Origin of the sequence: Algoriella xinjiangensis, assembly GCF_900115015.1 — a bacterium.
Lineage (GTDB): Bacteria > Bacteroidota > Bacteroidia > Flavobacteriales > Weeksellaceae > Empedobacter > Empedobacter xinjiangensis.
On the sequence record NZ_FOUZ01000041.1, the window covers coordinates 1 to 1196 of the forward strand.

Sequence of the window (1196 nt, forward strand, 5' to 3'; positions counted from 1 at the left end):
TAATACAAAAACATGGTAATTTTTTAGTTTTTAAGGGTGTGATTTTCTTCGAAAAATCACTTTTGGGAGCTTGCGTGAAATGCACTGTTTTCGTTAGAGTGGAAAAACAAAAACAAATTGACGTGACTTTTTTATGCGCACCAGGGGGGGCGGATTTTTTCAAAATAAAATTTATCTGTATATTTGTGTACACAAATAGTTACACAATGGCAATAGTAGAAACAACAAGTAGACAGTTTAGAGAACGTCAGAAAGATTTTTTTGATATGGTCGACAAAGGAAAAAAAGTAGTCATTAGAAGAGGAAGTAAGCACGCTTATGTGCTAACACCTATTTCTCAAAATGATCTTTATTTTTCAGAAGAAATGATCCAAAGAATTAAAGATGCTAAACAAGAAATCAAGGAAGGAAAAGGAATAACTATAAAATCAAAAGAAGATTTAGACGCATACTTTGATAGTTTATGAGTTATAAAATCATTTTCTCTTCTCAGGCGGATGTAGATTTAAAAGAGTTAAAGAAATCGGAGCCTAAAGCTTTTAAAAAAGCAGTCGCCTTAATTAAAGAATTAACAGAACACCCAAGAACAGGCACAGGTAAACCTACTTTGAAAAAGTATGATTTAGCAGGATGTTATGCCCGAAAAATAACGGATAAACATCGATTAGTCTATTCGATTGACGATGATGTTATTTCGGTTCATATTCTATCAGCGAAAGGACATTACAACGATAAATGATGCTAAAAATCAAACTAAAACTAAATATAAGCAACTTAAATGCAGTCTTGCATGTATTGGATAGTTACGACAATGAATTTAAAGGCGATAATTTTGCGTTTAAAGCTATTTTGTCAATTTCTGATGACTTATATAGTAAATTACTTAGAAAAGCGATTACAGAGCGTAAAAACGATAAAATATTTGCGATTTCATTCAAGTATCATGAAGCTTATGCACTTGAAGCCATTTTAAGACACTTTATTTCAAATGCCGATGAAGCCTATTCAGATCCTTATGTAAAAAATACCGCTCATGTGATTGCGAATAAAATTCATCAAGAGTTATAATTCTTCCAACAGCATTTTATCTGGAGCTTCTCCAAACAAATCAAAAGAAAACAAAGGTAAGTTTCGCACCATTAAATTTTAGCATAAAGCCGTTTCACTTTTTATATAAAATTTAGTGATGCTGCACT

Annotated in this window: 3 protein-coding genes; all 3 read left to right on the forward strand. The window is 31.7% G+C overall.

Features of this window, described 5'->3' with window-relative positions:
• A partial coding sequence (locus BM072_RS15535) for a hypothetical protein (RefSeq protein WP_092910794.1) occupies window positions 1–467 on the forward strand: 467 nt, incomplete at its 5' end.
• Entirely contained in the window at window positions 464–739 is a 276-nt protein-coding gene (locus BM072_RS15365) for a Txe/YoeB family addiction module toxin (RefSeq protein WP_092910800.1), read from the forward strand. The genes BM072_RS15535 and BM072_RS15365, both read left to right, overlap by 4 nt.
• The gene (locus BM072_RS15370) at window positions 739–1068 is read left to right on the forward strand and encodes a hypothetical protein (protein ID WP_143080505.1); all 330 of its coding nucleotides are present in this window, start codon (window positions 739–741) and stop codon (window positions 1066–1068) included. The genes BM072_RS15365 and BM072_RS15370 overlap by 1 nt, the downstream gene beginning before the upstream one ends.
• Window positions 1069–1196: the final 128 nt, after the last annotated feature.